The organism is Xanthocytophaga flava, assembly GCF_030068545.1.
GTDB classification, from domain to species: Bacteria; Bacteroidota; Bacteroidia; order Cytophagales; family 172606-1; genus Xanthocytophaga; species Xanthocytophaga flava.
The window spans coordinates 103,694-110,670 of sequence record NZ_JASJOR010000028.1; the positions used below are offsets into that span (position 1 = coordinate 103,694).

General features: G+C 37.5%; 4 protein-coding genes. All 4 read right to left on the reverse strand.

The features are described from left to right. Positions 1-458 precede the first annotated feature (458 nt). Positions 459-1,031 carry a DUF6273 domain-containing protein gene (locus tag QNI15_RS30150; RefSeq protein ID WP_314035411.1) on the reverse strand — a complete coding sequence of 191 codons (573 nt, stop codon included), beginning with the start codon at positions 1,029-1,031 and terminating at the stop codon, positions 459-461. A gap of 205 nt (positions 1,032-1,236) precedes the next feature. After that, positions 1,237-2,898 (reverse strand): IPT/TIG domain-containing protein, encoded by a 1,662-nt coding sequence (locus QNI15_RS30155; protein ID WP_314035413.1) that lies wholly within the window; start codon positions 2,896-2,898, stop codon positions 1,237-1,239. 42 nt (positions 2,899-2,940) lie between these two features. Next, positions 2,941-5,808 carry a TonB-dependent receptor gene (locus QNI15_RS30160; protein WP_314035415.1) on the reverse strand — a complete coding sequence of 956 codons (2,868 nt, stop codon included), beginning with the start codon at positions 5,806-5,808 and terminating at the stop codon, positions 2,941-2,943. Positions 5,809-6,514: 706 nt separating this feature from the next. Further along, positions 6,515-6,862 carry an Imm30 family immunity protein gene (locus tag QNI15_RS30165; RefSeq protein ID WP_314035417.1) on the reverse strand — a complete coding sequence of 116 codons (348 nt, stop codon included), beginning with the start codon at positions 6,860-6,862 and terminating at the stop codon, positions 6,515-6,517. Positions 6,863-6,977: the final 115 nt, after the last annotated feature.

Here is a 6,977-nt window from a genome sequence, read left to right on the forward strand (position 1 = left end):
ATCTCTTCTTATCGCCTTGTCACTTTTTTGCTTGCCTTTTCCTAAGTTGGTTTATAGTCTCTTACTTTTCTCTTCCACAGGCTTCTTCATTTTTTGCTTGCCCAAAAAGCAGGGCACCAAATGAGAATTTGGTGAGCCAGATTTGTGCGTGAGCAAAAAAGGGCAAAAAATTGCAAAGCTTCGCCCCACAGGCTAACGCTAGGCCCGCGGAATTTTTATCCTCACGCACCTACACTGCCACTCACGATTAAAGTAAACATTGCTCTCTTTGTAGCGTATTTCCTAAAAGATCTCTCCTTTTTTGTCCTCCTGAAAGGAACTCGTGGCAAGACCGGCGGCCTTTGTACTTGGAAAATATTTTCTTCTCTGGAAACAGAGATTACTGTATTTGTTACACGTGTCCCGACAAAGGGGAAGTTTCTATCAAAAGGACAGAAATAAATAAGAGTAAAATGCTCTTACATCAACAACCATAAGGCGGGGCGAAGGCCGCCGCCATCTTTGGGTGTTCCATAGACGCCATTGCCACGGACATAGACATAACCGTCTTTGGTAATACTTGCAGCTGTGCGACCGTAATAGCCTGGTGACCGAAGCCTCCACCAGTGAAAGTCGTTGCCATACTTTGCTTGTCGCTTGCTGTTGTTTTCGTCATCTATATACCATGTCTGACTGTCTTTATGCTGTAGCTTTGCTTTACTATCCCCGAAATATTCACAGACTTCTTCCAGACTTAGCAGAAATATACTATCGGTAGTATCTTCCCCTCCTTTTGATTTAAACCAGGGACTATCCGGATTTCTATTGGTAACAGTGAGGATATTTGCCTTTTCCTCCTGACTGAAGGTATTGTAAAAATCATTGTTAAGATAGTTTCTTACCGCACAGTCAGCCCAGGTGGTCTCTATAAATTGAGTGTGATACCAACGCAGCGCTACTATGTTTTCAGTAATAATCAGGGCTCTGTTGTCTTTAACGGCAAGTACTTGCCATGTATAATCGCCAAAGGGTAGTATATCGCCTTTTACCATTTCTTGTAGGAGTCTTAAATGGTTTAACGCCTGCAAAATAGTATTGTCTTGTTTTAAAATCTATTCATTAAGTTTCTTTTAAGTTATAACCGACAAATCTAGAGTAAGCAATGGGTATAAAAACAAAAAACCGAGGCAAATTGCCTCGGCTTTTGTAGTGGAGAAATATCAAAAGAGATATTCAAAAAGTATTTTAGATCAATTGTTATTTATAATCAGTGTTTTGAGGATCGAAGTTAGTCCAACCTGCAGTCCAATCCACAGTACCAAATGCACCTCTGAAAGTTTCTTTCGTAAAGAAAGCATTATCACCCTTTCCAGTCCAAACTGCATTTTGCAACAAAGGAGAACTACTGGCAGGTAGGAAGTTAGGCGTTCCTAAAGTGAAGTTCGCGGCATTTAGTGATAGTTCAGATAGTGTTGTAGCAACCAAATTGTTGTTACCTGTCATGTTGAATACTTTAGATGCCTGATCGTTGGTAACTTTTCCTTTACCAAGGAGTGCATTTGTTACATTAGCTAATACAATACCACGTAATTGAAGATTTCCACTTATTGCATTTGCATACGTACTAGTACCAACAGTTTGAACAGTTGTGTCAACATCGTTATTATCTAGTCTCAAGCCTTCTGGGTATCCTACAAGTACAGAGTTAAAAATACTAATAGAGGTATTTCTTCTTAAGTGCATAGCTGACTGATAAGGTCCGCTTCCTGGAGCTGGAGTTGCGGCAGAAGAAGGTGTTCCACTAGTTCCAAAAACACTTATATTCGCGAATACAGGGCTAGTAAGAGGTAACCCATTATTTTGATCTGTTGCAGGTGTACCAGAATTTCCAAAGTTATCAGATTCAAATCCATTAGAACCAGATTGGTCAGCTACATTTGGGTCTCTCAAAGATACACCATATTGTACTTTTCCTGAGAACCCAAAGTCTGTATCAAAATCATCATCAAAGCCTCTGTAAGCAACAAGATATTTGGCATTTACTGTTCCTCCAAACCATTCGTAAGAATCATCACCACTGTAAGAAACCTGAATGTGTTCCAGTGTTGTTCCAGAACCTACGCTATACAATGTCAAACCATTGACTTCACTATTCGCAGAAGCAGTAAGAGCAACACCTGCAAATTCTATTCTAACATACTTTAATGAACCTGAGTTATCATCAGCAACATTAAAAGCACCATATGTACCACGTAGTCCGCCTTCAAAAGTTTGAGTTGCCAAACGGTTGTGAGGAGCCTTGCCCATTAAAACCACCCCACCCCAATCACCATAACTTCTACTACCTTTAGCTTGATTAGATGTAAATACGATTGGATTTTGAGCAGTTCCTTCTGCGATAAGTTTAGCACCTTTTTCGATTACTAAGGCCCCTTTACTTTCTTTATCACCTTTAATAAGCGTACCTGGCTCTATTGTAAGTGTAACGCCATCTGTTACATACACAAATCCTTTCAAAAGATATATACTATCAGAAGACCATGTACGAGATGATTTAATTTCTCCAGAAACTTCAACTACAGAACGAGTAGAGATTGTGAAGTCTGAAGATGAAGATACAGTCTGGCCATTTACTGTTACTGATATTTTACCTGTAGTAGCATTAGATGGAACAATTGCAACAATTTGATTAGTAGTTGCAGACTTAATAGCAGCCTCCACAGTTCCAAACTTTACTACATTTTCTGAAGCAGTAGCACTGAATTTAGTACCAACTATCGTTACTTCTGTACCCGCTGTAGCAGTTTTAGGGGTGAAATCAACAATAGATAATACTTCGTTATCGTCATCATCATTTTTACAAGAAAATGCAATAAATGTTAAGGCAAACATAAATGCGAGAATTTTCAAATTTCTCATAGTTTCTGCGTTTTGGTGAAAAGTTTAATTTGTGGTTGATATTTAAAAGTTATAAGTAACGCCTAATGTAAGATAAGATCCCCGACGGAAGGTTCTTACAGGTTGCTTATCAGCAGCTGTAATCTTTGCATCTCTGTTATAATCTTGTTCAAGGCGAAATTTTTGATTAAGGATATCCTGAATACCCGCTTTAATCTCCCATTTCTGAGCAAAAGTCTTAATAAACGTGAGGTCAATAACGTTTCTTGGCATTTCATAAATGGTTCTGGTTAAGCTACTTCCAACTGCGTAAATTCTAGGGCCATATACGTTGTATAAAATATTTGCCTGTATTCCTGTAGCCTCATTGTTATAATACAATCCTGCATTTATAAGATAAGGAGACTGATTCATCATAGGACGTTTGGTATCTGTAATACCTCTTACATCATATGGTTCTGTTGTAATAGCTGAAGGAAGTTGTACATAGTCTCCTAAATCGATGCGACTAATAATGTAAGAAGCATTTGCTACTACTGTGAGTTTTTGTAAGAAGCTATTAGATGATAATTCGCTAAAGGATTTTCTTACTTCTGCCTCTAATCCATAACTATAAGCTGATTTTGCATTAATAAATGTGTAATCCAGGATAAGAGGAGTATTAGGTTCAGGTAAAAATGTTTCGATCGGATTTTTAAAGTGTTTATAGAATGCTCCAAATGATACCAGTTCACTAGGAGTTGGATAATATTCCCAACGAGCATCAACGTTTTGGATGCGGACTGTTTTCAGAGATTCGTTTCCTTGAACGTTTGCGTTATTGTTAAAGTCATAATATTGAAAAGGTGCTAACTCTCTAAGTTCTGGCCTGTTTATAGAAGAGAAGTATGCTAACCTTACCAATTGCTTATCATTCAAGTCATAAGTTAAGTTTAAAGACGGTAAGGCAACTACTACATTCTTATCTACTTTCAAATCTGTAGTACTTCCTGTAGTTGGACTAGGCTTACTCTTCATATACTGATTATTAGCTTCTACACGTACTCCTGCTGTAAGATTAAACTTCGTTGTAACAGGAAGTGTCGTCCCCACATATCCAGCAACTAAATCATTGGATGCTGTGTATTTGTCATTAGGCTGAGTGCCCTCAACAATTGTGAAATATGCATTGGAGGCTCCTGTAACATTGGCAGGGTTAAAAATAGTACCAATATCCTGTTTGCGGACAGCTTGATCTCCTCCTGTATATCCGAACCATCGAGAAGAGAAGTCTCTCATCTTTTTCTCTGCATATAAACCAAATCGCAATTTTGGACTATCTGAACCTTCTTCTACTTTAGAACCAAGTGTATATTCATTATTTATATTTATTGAATAAACTGATTCGGTGAGTTTAGAATTAAATCTTGCAGAATTAACCAAAAGACCATCTGTCTGAGCAGAAAACTCTTGTGGAGTTTCTCCTGGTTCTGGAATATTGCGAGTATATTTTAATCGTCTCCAGTCTGGTTCAGTACGTCTTGTATAGGAATAGCCTAATTGCCAGTTAAGCATCCAGCGCGGTGTAAAATTATGCTTACCAATCAACTGGCCAGAATAGATACTTCTACTTTCAAATCTTTCGGAATAACTTTTTATTTCTCTGTTGTCATCAACATCTTGCCCATTTCGGACAACAGTCTCAGAAAATCCTAACTGATTAAATAAGTTTTTAAATTCTAAGGTAAATTTCGGATTGAATCTAAAAGACCAGTTATGTAATAGACCTAACCTGGAGTTATAAACGAACTGATCATCTGTATAATTTACAGATCTACTCCCTGCAGTTGTTCCGTTTCTGTAAATCCCAAATTGATTTTCAGAATACTGATTTGTTGAGGTATAATTGATACTTGTTAAATTACCTATTTGAACAGAACCCGCGTCGAATCTACGGCCAAAGTTTAAACTTCCTCTGATATCCAGGGGAACATTTTTAGACTGAACATCCCATGTGTTAGGTAACTTATTTGCATACAGCGCTCTAGCTTCTGGACTTAAACTGTTAAATAGAGTTGGATTGGATGGAATACTGCTTGGAACTTGTCTATCTTTACCCTCAAAGCCTAAGAAATCCCATTTTCCATAATTTGTTCTTTGTACCTGTTGAAATGTCGTATTAGCTCTGTATCCCAAGGACAGCCCAACATTGGTAAAGTTTTCTTCTGGAGCTCTTTTGGTATAAATCTTAATTATTCCCCCAGCGAATTCACCAGGTAGTTCTGCTGCACCAGATTTATATATTAGAATCCTATCAATGATATTACTTGGAATCATGTCAAATGAGAAGGCTCTACTATCTATCTCAGTACTAGGTGCTATAATATCATTAATCATTACTGTATTATAGCGTTGGCTTAAGCCACGAATTAATATAAAACGATTATCGACAATCGATACTCCAGGAATACGTCTGGCAACCTGTGCAGCATCTCTATCCTGGGATTTGGTAATCTGCTGGGCAGATACACCCACGGCTACCTGTTGAATACTTTTAATTTCTGAAATAACCGCAACCTCTGTGTTGGTTGCTTTGGAAGCTGTTACGACTACCTCCTGTAATGTCTGTCCAGCGTCTTCATCCAGAGCTGTATTCAAAATGATTTGTTTTCCTGCTTCTACAGAAATTTCGATTTTCTTAGTTAGATAGGAAATGTAGGTGATTGTAAGAACTTGTTTCCCTACAGGGGCTTTGGAGATAAGGAAATTTCCTTCGGAGTCGGTTATCGAACCATTGGTGGTGCCTTGAATAGCTACGGCAGCACCGATTAGGGGTTCGTTTGTTTTAGAGTCTTTTACAGTTCCTTTTATACTGCCTGTTTGGGCTATAAGGACTGATATGGAAAATAATGAGATTACTAGCGAAGCTAGAAATGAGTTGGGATGTAACATTGGCGAATACTTTTTATGATATTTCTCTGGTAGATTTTTGATGCAGCAAAGGTAGATCTACAGAATTAGCCCATGTTTATTGAGAAGTTAAATAAACGTTATTAGAGGAGCGCCGAATGTTACCGATTTGTTACCGAATCACCAATTCGAAACATTTTGACATAATATGTATACATAAATACTATGTAAGGTTTTGAATTTAAACGGATTACCTATTTAAAACAGTGATGACAAGTTATTTTCATCTATGCAAAAGAGAAGTATAAATACTCACCACAAAGTATAAGTATCTCACACATAGCTGTCCTCTAGCCAGTTATAACAGACCACATATTTTTTGTGGGCGTCTCTATATGATTAAAGAGTCAATGAGCGGATTCGGGTGTGAGACGAGGTGATGGGTTAAAATAAGTAAAGGTGTAGTACAGAAGTCTTATCTTGTCTCCTATCTTTTGTAGAACAAAGATCCTGTAATAAAAAAGGAACAGCATTATTGTCCTCCGTTGTCTCCCTCGCTGTCCTTCTGAAAGAATCTTGTGACAAATAGAGCCATGTTTGGATTATGAGAGAATGTATTCCAGTAGGGGAAGGCTACCATTCTTGTCAAACCTGTCCCGACAATAGCGGGAAAATCATTACAGAAGGACAGAGAGGTAAGCTCCTTTTCAGGTGCACTAAAAAATCGCATCTAAAACGATCACTGCACTTAGTTTAATACAATATTGACTTTTTCTATCAATGCTGGTTCATTGACTTTTACATATCCTAGTATACTAGCAACAGCTTGCCTTTCCGGATTTGCTTCATTGATATTGTTTAAGACTTCTCTTAGTATAAATAATGATGGGGGATGATTCATTATCCTTATAAACAGAGTAGATGCCCATCCAGGAGCTTTTTCAAATAATTTTGGTGATACTTTTATAAGTTCTTTAATATAGGATTCATCATCAAAGCTTTCCAGTAAGTGAATTATCCCAAACATTAACTCACTAAATTCTGAATGATCATTAAAATGATCTACAAGTAAGGTAATACAACGTGTAGTTGCTATCTTTAAGTGGACATCAAGTTAAGATCAATTGCTATCTTTATTATATAGTTGAACTTAATCTGTAAGCAAGATGAGTAGCACACGAAAACTCTATGACAGAGCCTTTAAAGTAATG

Excerpts from the sequence above, each read along its gene's own strand:
- QNI15_RS30160 (WP_314035415.1), bottom strand. The coding sequence starts at position 5,808 with ATGTTACATCCCAACTCATTTCTAGCTTCGCTAGTAATCTCATTATTT.
- QNI15_RS30155 (WP_314035413.1), bottom strand. The coding sequence starts at position 2,898 with ATGAGAAATTTGAAAATTCTCGCATTTATGTTTGCCTTAACATTTATT.
- QNI15_RS30150 (WP_314035411.1), bottom strand. The coding sequence starts at position 1,031 with ATGGTAAAAGGCGATATACTACCCTTTGGCGATTATACATGGCAAGTA.